Here is a 21,461-nt window from a genome sequence, read left to right on the forward strand (position 1 = left end):
GCCGGTCGCCTCCCGCTCGGCGATGGTCGCGCGCGCCCGCCCGGGCCGCCCGCCTCACCCGGCCTCGCGCAGGATCGCGGCCAGCTCGGCGTGCCCCAACCGCTCCGCGTGCTCGAGAGCCGTGACCCCCTCGCGGTCCCCGATGGACGGGTCGGCGCCCGCAGCCAGCAGGATGCGCACGACCTCCTGGTGACGCACTCCCCCGTCACCGAGCACCACCGCCTCGAGCAGCGCCGTCCACCCGAGCCGGTTCACGTGGTCGAGGTCGATGCCCGTCGTCACGACGCGTCGTACGTACTCGACGTGGCCCCGCTCGCTCGCCGGGATGACGGACACCCCGCCGAAACGGTTGACGAGGGTGAGGTCCGGGTCCGCCGGAAGGAGCGTCTCGAGCATCTCGACGCTCCCGGTGACCCCGGTGACGAGCCACGGCGTGTCCTGCCGGTCGTCGCGCGCGTCGGGGTCGGCGCCCATGGCCACGAGCACGCGCGCCGCCTCCACGTGGTCTTCCGCCGACGCGAGGAGGAGCGCGGTGCGCCCGGCCGAGTCCCTCGCCTCGAGGCGGGCCCCGTCGCGCAGGGCCAGGGCGACGGCGTCGGCCTCCCCCGACGCGGCGGCCGCGAGCAGTGCGGCATCCGGGTCGGTGAAGGGCCGGTGGCGGCGGGCCGCGTCCAGCACCCGCTCGAGCCGGGGGTACCCGCGTTCCCGGGCCATCTGCAGCGCGGTGAGCCGCTCGGTGCCCGAGGGCCGGTCGAGCTCGACGCCGCCCGCGACGAGCACCTGAACCGTCGCCAGCTCGTCGGCCGCGTCCGCGCCGAACCACACCGCCTCGTGCACGGCCTGGTATCCGATGCGGTTGACGTGGTCCTTGTCGATGCCGGCCCGCAGCAGCCTGCCGACGATCAGGTGGTGGCCGCGCTCCGCCGCCCGGATGAGCCCGGTGCCGTTCCAGCCGTCCTTGGCGTCGATGTCGGCTCCGGCGGCGAGGGTGAGGTCGAGGAGGTCGAGGTACCCCTCGCTCGTCGCGATGAGGTAGGCCGACTGCTGGGTGGAGTCCTGCGCATCGACGTCGGCGCCGGCCGCCACCAGCTGACGGGCCCGCTCGACGTCGTTCGCCCACGCGGCGTCACGGAGCTGCTCGTCGAGGTCGGTGCCGGATGCCGGCACGCCGGGTCGCGTCGTCGCCTCACCCGGCGTGCCGACGACGTCCCGGTCCGACGTGCTCGCGAGCACGATGACGGGCGCCACCACCAGGGCGACGACGACGAGCGCCACGACGGGAAGCGACGAGCCGGGCCCGCGAGCGGCGCGGCGTCCCACCGGGTTACCCGTCCCCCCGGCGGCTGCGGGACACCCGCCACGCAGCACGTCGCACCCGCCAGCGGAGCCCGCTCGGTGGTGGCACGGCCCGCGCCTCGTCGAGGCGCCGGAGCATCTCGGCACCTCGAGGGGCGAGCGAGGGGCGCCGGCCGTCGATGCCCGGAGCCGTGGAGACGAGCCACCGGTAGGCGACTCCCCGCTCGGCCAGGTCGACGGCGTAGGACCTGCGGGCCGTCGCCAGGGCGTAGGCCTCACGCTGCGAGTCGTCGTCGAGGACGACCGGATCGGCGACGGCGTAGCGGACACCGGTCCGCTCGAGGTCGCGCGCGAGCTCGCGGCGCTCGAGGCCGCGCAGCGCGAGCAGAGGCGCCACGAGGGGGTAGAGGAGCCCGAGCGCGACGCCGAGGACGAGGGCCGTGACGACGAGGGCGACGAGCCACGAACGGGTCTCGCCCTCACCCGCCAGCGCCGACCACACGACGGCGATCGCGATGACGAAGTACCCGGCGCCGTACAGGACGGCCCAGGAGGCGTTGACCCCCGCCGAGCTCACGAGCGGGCCGTAGTCCCACCGGAGCGCGTCGGCACCCGGCCTGCGCACCCGGGTGGCGGGCCGCAGCTGGTCGCCGAAGAAGAACGCGGCCACCGACCCCAGCACGAGGCACGCGACGGCCAGCCCCACGAACCACCACCGGTTCTCGGTGAGCCAGCCGGCGACCTGCTCGATCCCGGTGTCGACGATCCACCACGCGACGACGACGGGGACGGCGACGACCACCGCGGGCACGACGAGGGCGGGCAGCGACCGCCCCACCCCCCGCGCGCGCCGGACGGCACCGACCCACCACCGCGCCACCCTCGAGCGCCCGGACGTGTCGAGGTGCGGCACCCCACGGCGGTCCGCGAGGGACCCGAGGGCCAGCCAGACGCTGCCGTAGGCGGCCGGCAGGCTGCCGAGCACGAGCAGCCCCAGGGCGATGCCGATCATCGCGGCGAGGGTGACGCCGCCCCGCGCGGCTCCCTCGGCGGCGGCCTCGTCCTCCCCCACCGCCCTCAGCTGGGACAGCGCGAACGTCAGCAGCGGGACGATCGGGCTCAGCAGCACCAGCCCGTGGAGCATCGTCCCCGTCCGCAGCGCGCCGAAGGCGAACGCCGCGAGAAGGCAGGAGGCGCCGAACAGGGCGGCCGGCCCCGACCACGCACCGGGGAGCGCGCCGAGCAGCGAGGCGGTGAGCAGGATGCCGCCCAGCGAGAGCCCGAGCAGGGCCAGCATCCGCGGCACGACCCCGCGCGACGTCAGGCCGACGATGGTCCAGTGCAGGACGAGCATCGCACCGCGCACGAGGCGGGTCACCGGCCGCACCGCTCCCAGACCCGAGGAGGGTGAGTCGAGCACCGTCGCCGACACGGCACCGGCCGTCGACGCGTTGCGGATCATGAGGTCGCTCGAGGTCTCGTCCGTGAGCGGCTCGCGGCCCACCCCGGCCCGGTCGAAGGCCGCGAGGAGCGCGACCCGGTCGGCCCCCGAGACCTGGGAGCCCTCGCCGAGGGCGCTCTCGAGGCGCCCGACGAGCGGCGCCTCGGCGGCGAGGAACAGCTCGCCGCGGGAGCGCGGGTTGGCCCCGTCGGCGCGGTCCTCGCGGATCGCGGCCGCGAGCGCAGCGACCTCCTCGGGCATCGTCGCCAGCTGGACCGACCACGCGAACAGGTCCGCGAGCGCCGGCATCGAGGGTGGCAGCTGGCCCGTCGGCGTCGTCTCGACGGCGAAGGCGCCCGCCAGCTCGACGACCGCCCGGTCGCGCAGGTCGCGCACCCGCGGGTCGTCCCTGAGCCCGGTGCCGGCGAACAGCGACGCCACGAGGCCGTCGACGGTGCTCTCGGCGAGCCGCCACGGGTCGGGGTGGGAGGTGAGGTACCCCGACAGGTACGCCACCCGCCGCACCCGGGCCGGGTCGAGGACGGTGCGGCACAGCACCGTCGCGGCGTCGAGCCGGCCCCACGTCCAGTCGTTGACCCGCCAGGACCGTTTGAGGAACCCGCCGAAGCGCTTGACCGACCAGCCGCCGAGCTTGTCGTCCCCGGTGGTCGAGTGCCGGGCGAACGCGTTGCGGGTCTGCGCCGAGAGCTGCACCACCTCGATGGGGATCGTCGAGCCGGTCATCGTGTCGTCGCCGATGGTCGTGCTGGCGACCTCGAGCTGGAGGAGGGTGGTGAGGAGCCCGGATACCGTGACGGCGCCGGTTCCCGGCGCGAGTGCGGCACACCACCGCTCGAGCGAGCGCCGGTCCCCGAGGACGTCGCCGGCCCGGGAGGCCGACGTGATGACCCGCGAGCCCGCCGCCCGCCGCAGCACCGGCACGACCGTGAGCAGCTGGTCGACGACGGCCCGGACGCGCTGGGCCACCGCCTCGCCGGCGGTCCCGGGGGCCCGGTGCGGGTCGAGCAGGACCTCCTCGAGGTGGGCGGTCACCGACGCCCGCCACGCCTCGGCCGCTCCGAGGTCGTTCCCGACCTCGAAACGACGTTCGTACTCCGACTGGGCGACACGCGAGATCGCCTGTCGCACACCCTCGTCGCCCCCTCCGCCCATGAGCCGCGCGTACGACGCGAGGCGCAGCATCCAGTAGTGCTGGTCGGGCCGCAGCGCGGCGAGCACCTCGTCCTCCTCCCACGCGTCGTCGGTGAGGTGCCGGCACTCCCGGATGTCCCGGATCAGCTCCGTCACGTGCTTGCGGGCGTCACTCGATGTGGTCCAGTCGTCGCCCGGGGGCAGCATCCACACGAGCTCGCGGAGCAGCTCGTTCACGGTCTCGGCCACGGACACCGCTCCGGAGACGCCCCACCGCCACGGCGACCCCGTGTCGGGCGCGTCGCGGGTCGGGTAGGTCTCGGGCAGGTAGGGGATGCCGTGCACCGGGCTCGTCGGGCTCCCTCCCCCGCCGCGGGCGTCCTCGACCGCCTGCTGGGCGAGCTCGGCGGCCCGCCGGATCCGTTCGTAGTCCCAGACGTCGTCACCCTCGGGCCAGGACGCCGGGGGCCGGTGGCCGACCTGTCGCCGCGCGAGGTCCCGTGCCGCGTGCCAGATCCGCAGGCGCCGGTAGTGGGGGAAGAGCTCCGCCCCGAGGCCCTCGAGGTCCTGAGTCCGGCCCCCGGGCCCACGGTCCCCGAAGCCGCCGAGGATGTCCGAGCGGGTCCCCCGCCGGCTCGCGGCGCGGATGTTGTGGTCCTCGAGCTCGTCGACGAAGGTGCGGCTCCCCTGGGCCGACAGGGCTCCGAGCACGCCGGTGAGCGACCCGGCGAGCGTGGGCGGCCGCGTCGCGTCGTCGCCGGGGTCCGCTCCGGGCGCCGGCGCGTGGGGGTACACGAGGAGCATGACGCGGCGCACCGGGCCCTCCGCCGGCATCAACCCGATCGCCTCGACCGCCGCGCGGGTCGGGGTGTTCGCGAGGACGCCACCGTCGACGACGAAGCGCGACCGGTCGCGCGCCGGGAACGCGTCGCCCCACTCCTCGACGACGTCGGCCATCGAGGGGCGCAGGCCCGTCGTGTCGGTGTCCGCCGCACCCCCCGTGGGCACCGGGACGAAGGTCGGCTCGAACGCCACGGGGAAGCTCGACGAGGCGCGTGCCGCCAGCGCCATCTGGGCCGCCGTGACGGCGATCCGGCCGGCGCAGAACGGGTCGACCCGCTCCGGATGCCGGGGGCCGGCACCGGCCTCCGCCTCCCCCGGCTCTCCCGGCTCTCCCGGCTCCCCCGTCACGTCCCGGGCGTCCGTCGGCCGCCGCCACCGGAACCGTGCCGCGTGGACGGTCTGCGGGAGCCGCTGCCCGAGCGAGTCGACCGTGACCTCCTGGTTCCCCCCGAGCACGGTCGTCGCCATCGTGAGGTCCATCGGCGCCTGGTCGGCGGGGACGAGGTCGAGGGGGTCCGCGAGCCGCGCCATCGCCGCGTGCAGCTGGGGGAGGAAGTGGTCGTCGCCCTTGAGCAGCGAGCTCGGGGCACCCCGGAACGGCTGCCGCAGCAGGGCCTCGATGCGCCCTTGTTCGACCCAGACGTCACGCAGCGAGGCGAGGTCGGCGTAGCGGTTGACCTGGGCGAGGGCGAGCGCGGCCCCGTTGACCCCGCCCGCGGAGGTGCCCGAGACGACGTCCACCCGGGCCCGGCATCCCGTGAGGCGGAGCAGGTCTGCGTACGGCCCCTGCCCGTCCCCGGCCTTGACGAGCCGGTCGAGCTCGAGGGCGACCCCGCCCATCCACACGGCGAGCGAGACCCCGCCGTTCATGACCACCCCGAACCTGATCTCCTCGGGCGGGACGGTGGACAGGTCGTGCGCGCCGAGGCCGTGCGGGTCCGGTTGGTCCTCCATGGATCGCTCCTCCCGTGCGGGTGACCCCATGGTTCACCCGGGGTCCGGTCGCCGACAACCAGAAAGGAGCGTGTCGCGGGCGTCGGTGATACGCGCAGGGGTCGAGGTGGGTGGGGCGGCCCAGCGCAGGCCCCGGGGCGGGTCCTCAGAACCCGAGGCGTCCCAGCTGCTTGGGGTCGCGCTGCCAGTCCTTGGCGACCTTGACGTGCAGGTCGAGGTGGACCCGCTGCCCGAGCAGCCCCTCGATGCCGCGGCGAGCGGTCGTGCCCACCTCGCGCAGCCGGGAGCCGCCGCGCCCGATGACGATGGCCTTCTGCGAGTCGCGCTCGACGAAGACGTTGACCCGCACGTCGAGGAGGGGGTGGTCGGGGCTGCGCCCCTCGCGCGGGACGACCTCGTCGACGACGACGGCGAGGCTGTGCGGCAGCTCGTCGCGCACGCCCTCGAGCGCAGCCTCGCGCACGAGCTCGGCGATCATGACGAGCTCGGGCTCGTCGGTGAGGACGTCGTCGGGGTACAGCGGCCCGGGTGAGGGCGGCAGGTGCTCCGCGAGGACCGCGGCGACCTCCCCGACCTGGTCGCCGCGGGTGGCCGAGCACGGCACGATGGCCGCCCAGTCGCCGAGCCGGTCGATCGCGATGAGGTGCTCGGCGAGCCGCTGCCGGTCGACGGTGTCGGACTTCGTGGCGATCGCGACGACGGGCGTGCGCCGGCCGCCCATGATCTCGGCGAGCTCCCTGGCGATGAACTGGTCCCCCGGCCCGATCCGCTGGTCGGCCGGCAGGCAGAAGCCGATGACGTCGACCTCGAGCAGCGTCTCGCGCACGAGGTCGTTGAGGCGCTCCCCCAGCAGGGTCCGCGGCTTGTGCAGCCCGGGGGTGTCGACGAGGATCAGCTGGCTGTGCTCCCCGCTGACGATGCCGCGGATCGTGTGCCGCGTGGTCTGCGGCTTGCTCGACGTGATCGCGACCTTGCTGCCGACGAGCGCGTTGGTCAGGGTGGACTTGCCGGCGTTGGGGCGGCCGACGAGGCACGCGAAACCCGCGACGTACTCCCGCTCGTGCGGTTCGTTGGCGCTCATCCGGCGCGCTCCTCCATCTCCGGCGCCATCGGCACCGGCTCGACCCGCTCGACGACGACGGTCGCGATGCGGTGGCGCCGCCCCGACATGCGCTCGGCGGTGAGGCGCAGGCCGGCCACCTCGCACGTGGACCCGAGGATCGGCACGCGGCCGAGCTCCTTGCCGATGAGCCCGCCGACGGTGTCGACCTCCTCCTCGTCGAGCGCGACGTGGAACAGCTCGGCGAGGTCGTCGACGTGCATCGTCGCGGAGACCCGGACCCGGCCGTCGCCGAGGTCCTCGACCTCGGGGGCCTCCCGGTCGTACTCGTCGGTGATCTCGCCGACGATCTCCTCGAGGATGTCCTCGATCGTGACGAGGCCGGCCGTGCCGCCGTACTCGTCGACGACGACGGCGAAGTGGGTCTGGTCACGCTGCATCTCGCGCAGCAGGTCGTCGACCGGCTTGCTCTCCGGGACGAACGGCATCGGCCGCATGAGCTCGGTGACCGGCAGCGCCCCGGCATCCGGGTCGGCGTTGAGCCGACGCATGACGTCCTTGAGGTAGAGCAGCCCGGCGACGTCGTCGACGTCGCGGCCGAGCACCGGGATCCGCGAGAACCCCGAGCGCAGGAACAGGCTCATCGCCTGGCGGCAGGTGCGGTCGTCGTCGATGGCCACCATGTCGGTGCGCGGCACCATGACCTCGCGCGCGAGCGTGTCGCCGAGCTCGAAGACGGAGTGGATCATCTCGCGCTCGCCGGCCTCGATGAGGGCGTGGTCGCGGGCCATGTCGACGAGGTCGCGCAGCTCGCTCTCGCTCTCGAACGGGCCGTCGCGGAACCCCTTGCCCGGGGTGATCGCGTTCGTCAGGGCGATGAGCAGCCGCGAGAACGGGCCGAGCACGCGCCGCAGCCACACCGTGCTCGGGGCGGCTGCGAGGGCCACCCGGGCGCTGTGCTGCGCCCCGAGCGTGCCCGGGGACACGCCGACGACGGCGAACGAGATGAGGGCCATGATCGCGATGGCGACGAGGAAGCCCTCGACCGTGCCGTCGACGTAGTCGGTGACGGCCAGGGTCACCATGACCGCGACGGTCGACTCGGCGATGACGCGCAGGAAGGACAGCACCGACAGGTACGCCGCGGTGTCGCCGACGACGCGCACGAGCGCCCTGGCGCCGGGTCTTCCCTCGTCGAGGAGCTCCTGGGCGCGGGTGCGCGACATCCGCTGGAACGCGGCCTCGGCCGTGGAGATGAGGAAGGCGAGGAGGGTGGCGAGGACCGCGAGGGTCACGAGGCGGGTCATGGGGGTCGGCGATCAGGTGGTGGGCCGGCCGCGGGTGGCGAGGAAGGTGAGGAGCAGCTGGCGCTGCAGCTCGAACATCTCCGTCTCCTCCTCGGGCGTCGCGTGGTCGTAGCCGAGCAGGTGCAGGATGCCGTGCGTCGTGAGCAGCAGGAGCTCCTCCTCGGTCGCGTGGCCGGCCTCGCGGGCCTGCCTCGCGGCGACCCCCGGGCACAGGACGATGTCGCCGAGCACGCCCTCCTGTGGCTCGGCGCCCTCGCGGGCCGGGCGCAGCTCGTCCATGGGGAAGCTCATGACGTCGGTCGGGCCGGGCAGGTCCATCCACTGCACGTGAAGGGTCTCCATCGCGTCCTCGTCGACGAGCCGGAGGCACAGGTCGGCCTGCGGGTGCACCCGCATCTGGGCCAGGACGTAGCGCGCGCAGGCGACGAGCTCGAGCTCGTCGAGCGCGAACTCGGTCTCGTTGAGGACGTCGATGCTCACCGGCGAGGGCCCTTGGGCTGCTTGTCGTCCCAGCGGCCGTAGGCGTCGACGATGGCGCCGACCAGCCGGTGACGAACGACGTCGACGGCCGTGAGCTCGGCGAAGTGGACGTCCTCGAGGTCGAGGAGGATGTCGCGCACGACCCGCAGCCCGCTGAGGTTTCCGCCCGAGAGGTCGACCTGGGTGACGTCGCCGGTGACGACCATCTTGGAGCCGAAGCCGAGGCGGGTGAGGAACATCTTCATCTGCTCGGGCGTGGTGTTCTGCGCCTCGTCGAGGATGATGAACGCGTCGTTGAGGGTGTTGTGGGTGAGGACGAAGTCGTCCGTGACGTACAGCGAATCGGCCGCCGCCACCTGGATGCACATCGTCTCGACCTCGCCGAGGGGCTCGACCCGGTCGACGAACCTCATCGGGCGACCACCGCCCGTCGCCTCGTAGCAGGTCCGCTTCCGCTCGAGGCGGAAGGGCTGGTAGCCCTCGGGGAGTCGGATGTCCACGACGAAGGCGTCGTTGCGGTACGGCACCTCCCGACCGGCTGCCCGCCCTGGTGCTCGTCCTTCCGCCGGGCGCGAGCGCCAGTAGGCGACACCACCGAGGGAACGCACGATGAAGACGACGTCGTCGCGCAGCCGTGGGGACGTCGTGGAGTACTGCACCCGGCAGGTGCGGTCCTGCTGGACGACGGGACCGCCGTCGACGTCGAGCAGCCCCTGGAGCAGGGCGAGGCGCACCCACGAGGAGTTGTGCAGGTAGGACCGCGGGACGAACTTCGTCGAGGACCGCGTGCCGGCGAGGCCCAGCTGGCGCAGGATCGTGGTGACCGGGTTGGCCACGCGCAGGCCCCCGCGGCCGTGTCCGCGGTGGTGGAGCGTGTCGTCGATGGGCCCCCTTGGTGTGACGTCCACGGGTAGTGCCACGTCGTCGAAGGCGTCCTGCAGCGCCTCGACGAGCTCGGGGTCCGTGCTCGTGAACGACGGCGTCGTGCGCGTCGTGATGCACCCGTCGCCCAGCAGCAGCCCCAGGGCGTAGGGGTCCATGGGGACCTCCTGCGGAACGAACTCGACGGCGTCGACGAGGGGCAGCTCGAACCGTCGTGCGTGGGCGCGGCGCTCCTGGCCCACCATGTCCTGGGTCTGGACAGTGCGCCAGCGGTCTCGCCGCCGGTCCTCGGCGGTGCGGACCGTCCACAGGTGCTCCCCGCAGGCCAGTGTCGACGCGCCGTCCTGGGTCGTGACGCGGTAGACCCGCCGACGTCCTTGCGGGAACACGCCCAGCACATGGGTCGGCAGGCCGCTCGACCCCACCACGAGGTCGCCGACTTCCAGGTCTCCGAAGCGGCGGTAGCCCTCGGGTGTCAGCACCCTGCTGTCGAGCGGTTGCGCTCGGCCGCGCATGTAGGCCAGGGGGGCGACCTCGATGGTGCCGGCTGCCATGAGCCGCGGGATCGACTCGGGGTCGACCATGTCGTGCAGCGCGTCGTAGAGCGGGCGCAGGTAGGGGTCGATCTTGTCGTTGAGGGTGCCCGGGAGGAACCCGAGGCGCTCGCCCGCCTCGACCGCGGGGCGGGTGAGGATGATCCGGTTGACCTGCTTGGCCTGCAGCGCCGCGACCGCCTTGGCCATCGCGAGGTAGGTCTTGCCGGTGCCCGCCGGGCCGATGCCGAAGACGATCGTGTTGTCCTCGATGGCGTCGACGTAGCGCTTCTGGCCGAGCGTCTTGGGGCGGATCGTGCGACCGCGGTTGGAGACGATGTTCATCGTGAGCACGTCGGCGGGCCGCTCGACGGTCTGGGCGCGCAGCATCTGGATCGAGCGCTCGACCGCGTCGCGGTTGAGCGGCTGGCCACCCTCGATGACGTCGAGCAGCTCGTCGATGAGCCGTTCGACGAGCGCGACGTCGGCACTCGGGCCGGAGATGTGGAACTCGTTGCCCCTGACGTGGATGCCCAGATGGGGGAACTGGCGCTCCATCGTGCGGAGCATCTCGTCCCGGGGGCCGAGAAGGGTGACCATCGCGACGTCGGGCGGGACGACGACGGTGTGCTCGCGGACGTGGGGGTGCGTCTGCCCGGCCCCCGCGTCGGGGCCTGCGGGCTGGTCGGTATGGGCGTCAGTCATCGTGGGACGAGTCTACGAGCCCGCACCGACGGCGGGCACCACGGATTCCCGTGGGCACGACCTCGCACGGTCACCCGGGCGGCCAGCTCAGCGTGCGCCCGCCGAGGACGTGGAGGTGCGCGTGGAAGACGCTCTGCTGGGCCGCCGCGCCGGTGTTCGCCACGGTGCGGTAGCCCGGCAGGCCCGCGTCGTCGGCGACCCGGGCGGCGAGGGCGACGGCATCCGCGAGCTCGTCGGGGGATGCCGCGGCGAGGCTCGCGAGGTCGGGGACGTGCCGCCGGGGCACGACGAGCACGTGCGTCGGGGCGGCCGGGTCGATGTCGCGGAACGCGAGGCAGTGCCGGCTCTCGCCGACGACCTGCGCGGGGAGGGCGCCCGCGACGATGCGGCAGAACAGGCAGTCCTCGCCCGTGGGTTCGCTCATGGGTCGAATCTAGTCGTCAGCGCCAGCGGCTCATCGCGCTGACGACCGCCAGGGCTGCGGGGCCGGCGCTCGACGACCGGAGCACCGTGCTCCCCAGCCGTACGGCGAGCGCCCCGGCCGCCTCGAGCGCCGCGAGCTCCTCGGGCGAGACCCCGCCCTCGGGCCCGACGACGAGCACGACGTCACCGGCATCCGGCAGGGTGACGGTCGCGAGCGGCATCGCGGCGTCCTCGTGGAGCACGAAGGCGGCGCCGGCGGCACGGACGCGCCGCGCGAGGTCGGCCGTCGTCGCCGCCGGCGCGAGCACGGGCCGCCGGGTGCGGCGGGACTGCTTCGTCGCGGCGACGAGCACGGCATCCCACTTGCGCCACGCCTTCTCGCCGCGCTCCCCGCGCCACTGCACGACGCTGCGCGCCGCCTGCCAGGGCACGACCTCGTCGACACCGCACTCGGTGGCGGCCTCGATCGCCTGGTCGTCGCGGTCGTTCTTCGCGAGCGCCTGCACGAGCACGAGGCGCGGGCTCGGGACCGGGTCGGTGCTCACCGCGACGACGCGCACGTCGAGGGTGCCCGAGCCGGCCGCCACGACCTCGCCCTCGACGCGCAGGCCCGCACCGTCGGTGAGGAGGAGGTGCTCGCCGACCCGGGTGCGGCGCACCGTCGCGGCGTGCCGCCCCTCGGGGCCGTCGACGACGACGACGTCGCCGACCCCCCGGCCCGCGAGCGCCTCGGGCGCGAGGAGGTGGAGGGGCAGCGTCATCGTCTCGCGCGCGGGATGCCGTGGCTCAGCGGGTCTTGAAGGCGTCGCGCAGCTTGCCGAAGATCGAGCCCTCGGCCGGGTTGGCCACCCGGCCCTCGGGTCGCTCCTCGCCGCGCGCCCTGGCGAGCTGACGGAGGATCTCCTCCTGCTCGGCGTCGAGCCGGGTCGGGGTCTGCACCATCGCGTGGACGACGATGTCGCCACGCCCGGTGCCGCGCAGGTGCGTCACCCCGAGCCCGCGCAGGGTGATCGAGTCGCCGGACTGGGTGCCCCGGCGCACGTCGAGGTCCCGCGGGCCGTCGAAGGTCTCCATGCCCAGGGTCGCGCCGAGCGCGGCCGCGGTCATCGGCACCTCGATCGTCGCGTGGAGGTCGTCCCCGCGGCGCTGGAAGACCGGGTGCCGGTTGACGGCGACCTCGACGTACAGGTCACCCGCGGGCCCGGCGCCGTGCCCGACCTCACCCTCGCCCGCGAGCTGGATCCGGGTGCCGGTGTCGACGCCCGGCGGCACCTTGAGGGTCAGGGTGCGGCGGGTGCGCACGCGCCCGTCGCCGGAGCACTCGTAGCAGGGGTGGGTGATGAGCTGGCCGAAGCCCTGGCAGGTCATGCAGGGCCGGGTCGTCATGACCTGCCCGAGGAAGCTGCGCTGCACCTGCTGCACCTCGCCGCGGCCGGCGCAGACGTCGCAGGTGCGCGTCGTCGTGCCGGGCTGCATCCCGCCTCCGTGGCAGGTGCCGCAGGCGACGGCGGTGTCGATCGTGAGCTCCTTCTGGGCGCCGAAGACGGCGTCCGCGAGGTCGATGTCGAGGCGCACGAGGGCGTCCTGGCCCCGGGTGGTGCGCGAGCGCGGCCCCCTCCCGGCCGTCCCCGCCTGGCCGCCGAAGAAGGCGTCCATGATGTCGCTGAACGAGAAGCCCTGGCCGAAGCCCGCCGCACCCGAGCCGTAGGGGTCGGACCCCATGTCGTACGCCTGCTTCTTGTCGGCGTCGGACAGCACGTCGTAGGCCTGGGAGACCTTCTTGAACTGCTCCTCGGCCTCGGGGCCGGGGTTGACGTCGGGGTGCAGGCGCCGCGCAGCGCGACGGTAGGCGCGCTTGATGTCCTCGGGGCTCGCGTCGCGCGCGACCCCGAGGTCGGCGTAGTAGTCGTTCACGGGTGGCAGGTCCTTCGGGACGGGGTTCAGGGGGACGGGCGGGCGGGCGCCTACTGGGCGAGGATGCGCGAGACGTACGTGGCGACGGCCCGGACGGCCGCCATCGTCGTGGGGTAGTCCATCCGCGTCGGACCGACGACGCCCAGGCCCGCGACGAGGTCGGACCCGGCACCGTAGCCGGTCGTCACCATCGACGTCGCCTGGAGCCCGGCGTACGGGTTCTCGTGCCCGATCCGCACGGCGATGCGCTCGCCCTGCTCGGCGACGGTGCCGAGCAGCTGGAGCAGCACGACGTGCTCCTCGAGAGCCTCGAGGACCGGCCCGAGGTTCGTCGTGAAGTCGGGGCCGACCCGGGCGAGGTTGGCGGTGCCGGCGAGGACGACGCGCTCCTCGCGCTCCTCGACGAGGGAGTCCTGCAGCGCGGTGCCGATGGCCCGCACGAGGTCTCGCAGCCCCGGGTCGAACCGCTCGGGCACCGACGCGAGCTCGGCCGAGGCCTCCGCGAGGGTGCGTCCGCTCGTCGCCCGGTTGAGCTCGGTGCGCAGGACGGCCAGGGTGGCCTCGCCCTCGCCCTCGTCGTCGAGGAGGAGGTCGGTGCCGACGTCGATGACGCGCTGCTCGACCCGCCCGGTCGTCGTGATGAGGACGACGAGGAGCCGGTGCCCGCCGATCGGCACGAGCTCGACGTGCCGCACGGAGGAGCGCGCGAGGGAGGGGTACTGGACGACGGCGACCTGCCGGGTCAGCGAGGCGAGGAGCCGCACCGTGCGGTCGACGACGTCGTCGAGGTCGACGGCGCCCTCGAGGAAGTGGGCGATGGCCCGCTGCTCGGCGGCGCTCATCGGCTTGATCGCCGAGAGCCGGTCGACGAAGAGGCGGTACCCGGCATCCGTGGGCACCCGCCCGGCACTCGTGTGCGGAGCGGCGATGAGGCCCTCCTCCTCGAGGGCGGCCATGTCGTTGCGCACGGTGGCCGCCGAGACGCCGAGCTGGTGGCGCTCGAGCAGCGCCTTGGAGCCCACCGGCTCGGAGGTCTGGACGTAGTCCTGGACGATGGCGCGCAGCACGCGCAGCCGTCGGTCCTCGCTCATGGGGTGGTCACCTCCGTCTGGCACTCTCGCACTCGGAGTGCCAATTCTACGGGATGCGCCACAGTGCCCCCGCGACGCCGCCACCGTGACCGGCCCTCCACGGCGCGCCACCCGGGCGCGGCGGCCGGGCCGGGCTAGCCTCGCGGCCGTGGTCGACAGGTATGGCAGCGACGTGCTCGGCGAGGGCTGGCGCACGCCGCCGCGGGGACGATCCGTGCAGCTCCCCGCCGAGAGGGGAACCGTCGTCGAGGACGTCGAGACCGGGTGGTGCGGCGCCGTCGTGCGCGTCGAGAAGGCAGGCGGCGTCCACGTCGTCCACCTCGAGGACCGGCACGGACGCACCCGGGGGTTCCGCCTCGGCCCCGGCTTCCTCGTCGACGGTGCGCCGGTGACCCTCACTCCCCCGCGCGCCGCGGCCGACGCCCGCCTGGCGCAGGCGCGTGCGGCGTCCGCGCGCACCGCGAGCGGGTCGCGCGCCGTTGCCGGGCAGCGGGCCAGGGTGGCGAGCGGGTCGCGGATCTTCGTCGAGGGCCGGCACGACGCCGAGCTCGTCGAGAAGGTGTGGGGGGACGACCTGCGGGTCGAGGGCGTCGTCGTCGAGATGCTCGACGGCGTCGACGACCTCGCCGGGGCCGTGCGGGCCTTCGCCCCCGGTCCGGGCCGGCGGATGGGCGTGCTCGTCGACCACCTCGTGCCCGGGACGAAGGAGTGGCGGGTCGTCGAGCAGGCCCGGGCCGTGCGTCCCCACGCCGCGCACGTGCTCGTCGTCGGGCACCCGTACGTCGACGTGTGGCAGTCGGTCAAGCCCCAGCGGCTCGGCCTCGAGACGTGGCCGGTCGTCCCGCGCGGCACCCCGTGGAAGGTCGGGATCGCCGCCCACCTCGGCTGGCCGCACGAGAGCCAGCAGGACCTCGCGGCCGCCTGGCGGCGGATCCTCGGTGCCGTCGACGGCTACGCCGACCTCGAGCCCGAGCTGCTCGGCCGCGTCGAGGAGCTCATCGACTTCGTCACCGCCCCGGGGTCGTGACCTCGGGGTCGGCCCTGACGCGACCCTGACCCCGACCCCGGCTCCACCCCGGGAACCCTGTGGCGGCGGCGCGGTCGGGTGTTTGATGGATGTAGACCACCCCATGAGGAGAACAGATGAGCGACACCACGCCCCGTCCCGACGAGACACCGAGCGACCCGACCGCTCCCCCGCCGCCGCCCGCCGACCTCGAGTCCGCCGACGCCGCTGCTGCCCCGGACGCCCCGGAGGCTGCGGCTCCCCCGCCCCCGCCCCCGCCGGCCGAGCCGGTGCCGTACCCCGTCCCCCCGGTCACGACCTTCCGCGACCCGGTCGCCGGCGAGTTCTACGGCCAGCAGCAGTACGCCCAGCAGCAGTACGGCCAGCAGCCCCCGCCGCCCCCGCCGCCGCCGGCGGGCGCCCCCGCCCCCGGCTACGAGGTCGCGACCAACCCCATGAAGCCCTCCGACGAGCGCACGACCGGCATGGCGGCGCACGGCGTCACCCTCGCGGCCACCGTGCTGTCGAGCGGCTTCCTCGGCTTCGTCTGCGCGCTCGTCATGTACCTCGTGTTCCGCGACCGCGGGCCGTTCGTGCGCCACCACGCGGCGAACGCCCTCAACATCCAGATCATCGCCGGCATCGTCATGCTCGTGTCGCTGCCGCTCATGCTCGTGCTCGTCGGCTTCCTCACCTTCGGCGCGGCCGTCGTGTGGGCGATCGTCATGCACATCATCGGTGCCGTGAAGGCGAACAACGGCGACTGGTGGAACCCGCCGCTCACCCCGCAGTTCGTCAAGTGACGAGCCGGCGCACGACGGCATCCGCGAGGAGCCGTCCGCGCCGGGTGAGCACGACCCTTCGGTCGAGCACGGCCGCGCGGCCGTCGACGAGCCCGTCCCCGACGAGGCCCGCGACGGCGGCGCGGCCGTCGTCGTCGAGGGCGCCGACGGGGAGGCCCTCGCGCAGCCGCACCCCCAGGAGGACCTCCTCGTCGTGGCGCTGCGCTGCGGTGAGCTCCTCGCGCCCGGCCGCCGGCGACACCCCGGCCGCGAGGCGCGCCGCGTAGGTTCGCGGGTGCTTGACGTTCCACCAGCGCACCCCGCCGACGTGGCTGTGCGCACCCGGGCCGACCCCCCACCAGGCGTCGCCGCGCCAGTATCCCTCGTTGTGCCGGCACCGGCCCGCGGGGGTGCGCGCCCAGTTGCTCACCTCGTACCAGCCGAACCCGGCGGCGGCGAGCACCTCGTCGGCGAGCTCGTACTTGTCGGCCTCGTCGTCCCCCTCGGGCATCGGCAGCTCCCCGCGCCGCACCTGCGCCGCGAGCCGGGTGCCCTCCTCGACGACGAGGGCGTACGCCGAGACGTGGTCGGGCCCGAGCGCGACGGCGGCGTCGAGGCTGGCCCGCCAGTCGTCGAGGCTCTCCCCCGGCGTGCCGTAGATGAGGTCGACGCTCGTGGCCAGCCCCACCGCCTTCGCCCCCTCGACCGCGGTGGCGACCCGGGCCGGGTCGTGGGTGCGGTCGAGGGTGCGCAGCACGTGGGGTACGACCGACTGCATCCCGATCGACACCCGGGTGAAGCCCCCCGCGGCGAGCTCGGCGAGGTCGGCCGGGGTGACCGAGTCGGGGTTGGCCTCGGTCGTCACCTCGGCGTCGGCGGCGAGCCCGAACCGCGACCGGATGCCGTCGACGCACCGGACGAGGTCGGCCGCCGGCAGCAGGGTCGGGGTCCCGCCGCCGACGAAGACGGTGTCGACCGGGCGGGCGTGCTCGCCGAGGACTCGTACCGCGAGGTCGAGCTCGGCGAGCGCCTGGTCCACGAAGCTCGCGGTCGACGCGCCGGGGCCGAGCTCGGTCAGCGTGTACGTGTTGAAGTCGCAGTAGCCGCACCGCACCGAGCAGTACGGCACGTGGACGTAGACGCCGAACCGGGAGCCGGCGAGGGAGGCGAGAGCGCCCTCGGCCAGCTCGCCGGACACGGGGGCGGGGTCGCCGTCGGGCAGTCGGGGCACCGCCCCATTGTCGTCCACCCGGTCGACCTACGATGACCCGGTGACGGAGCGCTGGATCGACCTCGACGGCCTGGTGAACATGCGCGACCTCGGTGGCCTGCCGACGCGCGGTGGCGGGCGCACGGCATCCGGTCGGCTCATCCGATCCGACAACCTCCAGGACCTCACCGACGCCGACGTGACCCGCCTCGTCGACGAGCTCGGCGTCACCGACATCGTCGACCTGCGCACCGACCACGAGCTGCACATCGAGGGTCCGGGGCCGCTGCGGCGCATCGGGTCCCTGACCCACCACCACCACTCGCTCATCGAGGAGCGGCTGCCGAGCGAGAGCACCGAGCAGGTCGGCGAGCGGGCCCTGCTCACGGCGTGGGACGAGCAGCGACCGACCCGTGACGCGGCGTTCTGGGCCGAGCACTACCTCGGCTACCTCGCCCGGCGCCCCGACTCGGTCGCGGCCGCGCTGCGCGTCGTCGCCCACGCGCGGGGCGCGACGGTCGTGCACTGCGCCGCGGGCAAGGACCGCACCGGCACCGTCGTCGCGATGGCGCTCGACGTGGCCGGCGTGCCGCGCGAGGAGATCGTCGCCGACTACGTGCTCACCGCCGAGCGGATCGACGCGATCATCGGCCGGCTGCTGCCGCGCGAGGCCTACGCCGCGGCGCTGGCCCGGCAGAAGCCCGACGACCAGCTGCCGCGGGCCGAGTCGATCGAGGCGATCCTCGACGCGGTCGACGAGGGCTGGGGCGGCGCACCCGGCTGGTTGCGCGAGCGCGGGTGGACCGCGGCCGACGTCGAGCTGCTCCGGGCGCGCCTCACCGAGCCGGCTTCTCGCTGACGTAGATCGTGATGACGCCCTCGACGACGACGGTGCCGTCCGTGCGCACGGCGCGCACCCGCACCGGGACGTCGCCCGCCGCGGCCCAGTCGGCGGGGTCGGTCTCGGCGACGCAGAGCAGGTCGGTCGTCGACTTCGCGAGGTAGGACACCGTCATCCCCTTGGGGATCCACCGGCGCCCGGGCGGCGTCGTCGCCTCGGCGAGCAGGCCCATCGCGGCCTCGAGGCCGTTGCACACCGCGATGGCGTGGACGGTGCCGATGTGGTTCTGCACGGCCCGCCGCTTGCGGATCGTCAGCTCGGCGTGGTGCGGGCGCACGTCGCGCACCTGCGGGCGGATCGTGCGGAAGTAGGGCGCCTTGGTCGCGAAGAGGAGCGAGAAGACCCGCTTGCCGAGCGGCTTGGCGGACATCGACCGGTAGAGGGCGTAGGTATCGGGCACCCGCAGATGTTACCGACCGGTAGGGCGGGTCGGGCTAGCGTGTGGCGATGCCCACCCCCGCGTACCCCGGACAGCCCGGGTTCGTCGTGCCCGCGCCGCAGGACCGTCCGCGCTACGACCGTCGGGCCGTGCGCGTGCTCCTGCTCGACGAGGACGACCGGATGCTGCTCTTCCTCGACTCCGACCTCGGCCTCGACCCGGTCGCCCACTGGTGGGTCACCCCCGGTGGGGGCGTCGACCCGGGCGAGAGCGACCACGAGGCGGCGGTGCGCGAGCTGTGGGAGGAGACCGGCCTCGTCGTCGACGCCGACGAGCTCGTCGGGCCGGTCCTGACCCGCGTCGCGGTCCACGGGTACAGCGACAAGGTCGTCGACCAGACCGAGGTGTTCTACGTCGTGCGGGTGCCGGCCTTCGAGGTCGACACCACGGCGCACACCGAGGAGGAGCTGCTGACCGTGGCCGACATCCGCTGGTGGGCGCTGCCCGACCTCGCGACCACCGACGACGACGTGTGGCCCCGCGACGTGCTCGCCGTGCTCGAGCTGGCGCAGCGACCGCACGCGTGGAGCGACGGGCCGGTGCAGGCCGACCCTGTCGAGGAGTCGAGTGTCCCCGCCTCGTGAGAGGTTGGCCGGATGGATGCGAAGCAGACGGCGTGGCGCTACCTCCAAGGGCTGCGCGAGACGGTGCTCTGGAAGGTCGAAGGGCTCACCGAGCGTGACCAGCGGATGCCGTTGACCCCCACCGGCACGAACCTGCTGGGGGTGGTCAAGCACCTGGCGGGCGTCGAGGCGGAGTACTTCGGGGCGTGCCTGGGGCGCCCCTGGCCCGAGCCGATGGCCTTCTGGGCCGACGACGCCGAGCCGAACGCCGACATGTGGGCGACGGCCGAGGAGTCCCCCGCCGACGTCCTCGACCTCTACCGGCGGGTCACGGCGTTCGCCGACGAGACCATCGAGCCCCTCCCGCCCGACGCCCCGGCATCCGTGCCGTGGTGGCGCACGCCCGAGACCGACCTGCACACCCTGCTCGTGCACATGGCCGTCGAGACAGCCCGGCACGCCGGCCAGCTCGACATCCTGCGCGAGCAGCTCGACGGTGCGCGCGGGCTGCGCGACGGCATGACGAACCTGCCCGACGTGGACGAGGCCTGGTGGGAGGCCTACGTGGCCCGGCTGCGCGGCATCGCCGAGCGGTCGGGCTGAGCCCGGCCTACTTCTTGGTGGCCTGGGCGCCGGCGCCGTCGGAGGTGAGGGCGGCGATGAACGCCTCGGGCGGCACCTCGACCGAGCCGATGTTCTTCATCCGCTTCTTGCCCGCCTTCTGCTTCTCGAGCAGCTTGCGCTTGCGCGAGATGTCGCCGCCGTAGCACTTGGCGAGGACGTCCTTGCGGATGGCGCGGATGTTCTCGCGCGCGATGACCCGGGCGCCGACGGCGGCCTGGATCGGCACCTCGAACTGCTGCCTCGGAATGAGCTCCTTGAGCTTGCCGGCCATCATGACGCCGTAGCCGTAGGCCTTGTCCTTGTGGACGATCGCCGAGAAGGCGTCGACGGTCTCGCCCTGGAGGAGGATGTCGACCTTGACGAGGTCGGCCACCTGGTCGCCGTCGGGCTCGTAGTCGAGGCTCGCGTAGCCGCGGGTGCGCGACTTGAGCTGGTCGAAGAAGTCGAAGACGACCTCGGCGAGCGGCAGGGTGTAGCGCATCTCGACGCGTTCCGCGGACAGGTAGTCCATGCCGAGCAGGGTGCCGCGCTTGCCCTGGCAGAGCTCCATGATGGCGCCGATGTACTCGCTCGGTGCGAGGATCGTGGCGCGCACCTTGGGCTCGCGCACCTCCGCGACCTTCCCGCCGGGGAACTCGCTGGGGTTGGTGACGACGATCTCGGTGCCGTCGTCCATCGTCACGTCGTAGACGACGTTCGGCTGGGTCGAGATGAGCTCGAGGCCGAACTCGCGCTCGAGCCGCTCGCGCACGATCTCGAGGTGCAGCAGGCCGAGGAACCCGCAGCGGAAGCCGAAGCCGAGCGCCACCGAGGTCTCGGGCTCGTAGACGAGCGCGGCGTCGTTGAGCTTGAGCTTGTCGAGCGCCTCGCGCAGGTCGGGGTAGTCGGAGCCGTCGAGGGGGAAGAGCCCGGAGAACACCATCGGCTTGGGGTCGCGGTACCCGCCGAGCGGGGCGCTGGCCGGCTTGGCCAGGTTGGTGACGGTGTCGCCGACGCGACTCTGCCGCACGTCCTTGACCCCGGTGATGAGGTAGCCGACCTCCCCGACGCCGAGGCCCTTCCCGGGCACCGGCTCGGGGCTGATGACACCGATCTCGAGCAGCTCGTGGGTGGCCTTGGTCGACATCATGACGATGCGCTCGCGCGGGTTGAGGTTGCCGTCGACGACCCGGACGTACGTGACGACGCCGCGGTAGGTGTCGTAGACCGAGTCGAAGATCATCGCCCGGGCCGGGGCGTCCGCGTCGCCGGTCGGGGCGGGGACCTGGCGGACGATGGCGTCGAGGAGGGGCTCGACGCCGACACCGGTCTTGCCCGACACCCGGAAGCAGTCGTCCGGCTCGCAGCCGATGAGGCCGGCGAGCTCCTCGGCGTACTTCTCGGGCTGGGCCGCCGGCAGGTCGATCTTGTTGAGCACCGGGATGACCGTGAGCTCGTTCTCCATCGCGAGGTAGAGGTTCGCCAGGGTCTGCGCCTCGATCCCCTGCGCGGCGTCGACGAGGAGCACCGCGCCCTCGCACGCGGCGAGGCTGCGGCTCACCTCGTACGTGAAGTCGACGTGGCCCGGGGTGTCGATCATGTTGAGCACGACCGGGGCGCCCTCGAGCTCCCACGGCATCCGCACGGCCTGGCTCTTGATCGTGATGCCGCGCTCGCGCTCGATGTCCATCCGGTCGAGGTACTGGGCGCGCATCGCCCGGTCGTCGACCACCCCGGTCATCTGGAGCATGCGGTCGGCGAGCGTCGACTTGCCGTGGTCGATGTGGGCGATGATGCAGAAGTTGCGGATCGCCTCCGGCGGCGTGGCGTGCGGCTGCAGCACGGTGCGGGCGCGGGGGGACACGAGGTGGTGGAT

17 protein-coding genes and 2 pseudogenes are annotated in these 21,461 nt (G+C 73.8%); 5 read left to right on the plus strand and 14 right to left on the minus strand.

Features of this window, described 5'->3' with window-relative positions; translation table 11 throughout:
- Positions 1 to 54 precede the first annotated feature (54 nt).
- The 11 genes and pseudogenes from ABD899_RS07695 to hrcA all read right to left on the minus strand — a co-directional run bounded on the left by ABD899_RS07695 (position 55) and on the right by hrcA (position 14,081).
- Complete coding sequence (locus ABD899_RS07695; protein WP_345204263.1) at positions 55 to 1,320, minus strand: ankyrin repeat domain-containing protein; 1,266 nt, start codon at positions 1,318 to 1,320, stop codon at positions 55 to 57.
- 4 nt (positions 1,321 to 1,324) lie between these two features.
- Complete coding sequence (locus ABD899_RS07700) at positions 1,325 to 5,686, minus strand: patatin-like protein (protein WP_345204265.1); 4,362 nt, start codon at positions 5,684 to 5,686, stop codon at positions 1,325 to 1,327.
- Between the two features lie 145 nt (positions 5,687 to 5,831).
- Positions 5,832 to 6,767, minus strand: a complete 936-nt coding sequence (gene era / locus ABD899_RS07705; RefSeq protein WP_345204268.1) for a GTPase Era — start codon at positions 6,765 to 6,767, stop codon at positions 5,832 to 5,834.
- Complete coding sequence (locus ABD899_RS07710) at positions 6,764 to 8,053, minus strand: hemolysin family protein (RefSeq protein ID WP_345204271.1); 1,290 nt, start codon at positions 8,051 to 8,053, stop codon at positions 6,764 to 6,766. The genes era and ABD899_RS07710 overlap by 4 nt, the downstream gene beginning before the upstream one ends.
- Before the next feature lie 12 nt (positions 8,054 to 8,065).
- Positions 8,066 to 8,533, minus strand: a complete 468-nt coding sequence (gene ybeY / locus ABD899_RS07715) for an rRNA maturation RNase YbeY (protein ID WP_345204274.1) — start codon at positions 8,531 to 8,533, stop codon at positions 8,066 to 8,068.
- Positions 8,530 to 8,838 (minus strand): annotated as a pseudogene (locus ABD899_RS07720) (PhoH family protein); the annotation flags it as partial. The pseudogene ABD899_RS07720 and the gene ybeY, both read right to left, overlap by 4 nt.
- Before the next feature lie 1,080 nt (positions 8,839 to 9,918).
- Positions 9,919 to 10,548 (minus strand): annotated as a pseudogene (locus ABD899_RS07730) (PhoH family protein); the annotation flags it as partial.
- 175 nt (positions 10,549 to 10,723) lie between these two features.
- Positions 10,724 to 11,077 carry a histidine triad nucleotide-binding protein gene (locus ABD899_RS07735; protein WP_345204275.1) on the minus strand — a complete coding sequence of 118 codons (354 nt, stop codon included), beginning with the start codon at positions 11,075 to 11,077 and terminating at the stop codon, positions 10,724 to 10,726.
- Between the two features lie 16 nt (positions 11,078 to 11,093).
- On the minus strand, positions 11,094 to 11,837 hold the full coding sequence (locus ABD899_RS07740) for a 16S rRNA (uracil(1498)-N(3))-methyltransferase (RefSeq protein ID WP_345204278.1): 744 nt from the start codon (positions 11,835 to 11,837) through the stop codon (positions 11,094 to 11,096).
- Positions 11,838 to 11,862: 25 nt separating this feature from the next.
- On the minus strand, positions 11,863 to 12,990 hold the full coding sequence (dnaJ, locus tag ABD899_RS07745) for a molecular chaperone DnaJ (RefSeq protein ID WP_345204281.1): 1,128 nt from the start codon (positions 12,988 to 12,990) through the stop codon (positions 11,863 to 11,865).
- Between the two features lie 50 nt (positions 12,991 to 13,040).
- The gene (gene hrcA / locus ABD899_RS07750) at positions 13,041 to 14,081 is read right to left on the minus strand and encodes a heat-inducible transcriptional repressor HrcA (RefSeq protein ID WP_345204284.1); all 1,041 of its coding nucleotides are present in this window, start codon (positions 14,079 to 14,081) and stop codon (positions 13,041 to 13,043) included.
- 148 nt (positions 14,082 to 14,229) lie between these two features.
- Between hrcA and ABD899_RS07755 the strand changes: the two genes are divergently transcribed.
- A complete protein-coding gene (locus ABD899_RS07755) occupies positions 14,230 to 15,108 on the plus strand; it encodes a DUF3097 domain-containing protein (protein ID WP_345204286.1) in 879 nt (292 codons plus the stop codon).
- A gap of 116 nt (positions 15,109 to 15,224) precedes the next feature.
- The gene (locus tag ABD899_RS07760) at positions 15,225 to 15,890 is read left to right on the plus strand and encodes a DUF4870 domain-containing protein (protein ID WP_345204288.1); all 666 of its coding nucleotides are present in this window, start codon (positions 15,225 to 15,227) and stop codon (positions 15,888 to 15,890) included.
- Here the strand turns inward: ABD899_RS07760 and hemW are convergent.
- Positions 15,883 to 17,100 (minus strand): radical SAM family heme chaperone HemW, encoded by a 1,218-nt coding sequence (hemW, locus tag ABD899_RS07765; protein WP_345204290.1) that lies wholly within the window; start codon positions 17,098 to 17,100, stop codon positions 15,883 to 15,885. The genes ABD899_RS07760 and hemW overlap by 8 nt on opposite strands.
- 40 nt (positions 17,101 to 17,140) lie before the next feature.
- On the opposite strand from hemW, the gene ABD899_RS07770 reads away from it, so the two are divergent.
- Complete coding sequence (locus ABD899_RS07770; protein WP_345204292.1) at positions 17,141 to 17,938, plus strand: tyrosine-protein phosphatase; 798 nt, start codon at positions 17,141 to 17,143, stop codon at positions 17,936 to 17,938.
- Here the strand turns inward: ABD899_RS07770 and ABD899_RS07775 are convergent.
- Complete coding sequence (locus tag ABD899_RS07775; RefSeq protein WP_345204293.1) at positions 17,916 to 18,380, minus strand: hotdog fold domain-containing protein; 465 nt, start codon at positions 18,378 to 18,380, stop codon at positions 17,916 to 17,918. The two genes, ABD899_RS07770 and ABD899_RS07775, sit on opposite strands and share 23 nt — an antisense overlap.
- A 47-nt stretch (positions 18,381 to 18,427) precedes the next feature.
- Between ABD899_RS07775 and ABD899_RS07780 the strand changes: the two genes are divergently transcribed.
- Together ABD899_RS07780 and ABD899_RS07785 are read left to right on the plus strand one after the other, a co-directional pair.
- Positions 18,428 to 19,003: an NUDIX hydrolase gene (locus tag ABD899_RS07780; RefSeq protein WP_345204296.1), complete on the plus strand. Its 576-nt coding sequence runs from the start codon at positions 18,428 to 18,430 to the stop codon at positions 19,001 to 19,003.
- Between the two features lie 12 nt (positions 19,004 to 19,015).
- Positions 19,016 to 19,585: a DinB family protein gene (locus ABD899_RS07785; protein ID WP_345204298.1), complete on the plus strand. Its 570-nt coding sequence runs from the start codon at positions 19,016 to 19,018 to the stop codon at positions 19,583 to 19,585.
- A gap of 7 nt (positions 19,586 to 19,592) precedes the next feature.
- Here the strand turns inward: ABD899_RS07785 and lepA are convergent, their stop codons facing one another.
- Positions 19,593 to 21,449 (minus strand): translation elongation factor 4, encoded by a 1,857-nt coding sequence (gene lepA / locus ABD899_RS07790; RefSeq protein WP_345204299.1) that lies wholly within the window; start codon positions 21,447 to 21,449, stop codon positions 19,593 to 19,595.
- Positions 21,450 to 21,461: the final 12 nt, after the last annotated feature.

This window comes from Fodinibacter luteus (assembly GCF_039541575.1).
Lineage (GTDB): Bacteria > Actinomycetota > Actinomycetes > Actinomycetales > Dermatophilaceae > Fodinibacter > Fodinibacter luteus.